Genomic DNA, 310 nt, shown 5'->3' on the forward strand with positions numbered 1-310 from the left:
TATTTTCCCGAACTAATTTAGACGCCAGTTGAGCAAGTCCGGAACAGGTCTTTTTGACGCAGAATATTGAATTGTGCTATGCTTAAGTCAACACGTTACTGTATGAACAGGTGTATGAATCAGTGTTCATACAGTAGGGGCTTAAAAAATTGCTAACGGAAGCCTTTTCTTCTTTTCAAAATTCATTGACTATTATCTCACCAGAGAATCAACTGAACGGCAAAATATTATTATTACTATATTAATATTTTACCTTAATTATATATTCTTTCTTTATTATCTTAACTTCTATTATCTATTATTCTGTTAT

Source organism: Candidatus Magasanikbacteria bacterium RIFOXYB2_FULL_38_10 (assembly GCA_001783145.1).
GTDB lineage: Bacteria > Patescibacteriota > Patescibacteriia > Magasanikbacterales > UBA10003 > GWC2-40-17.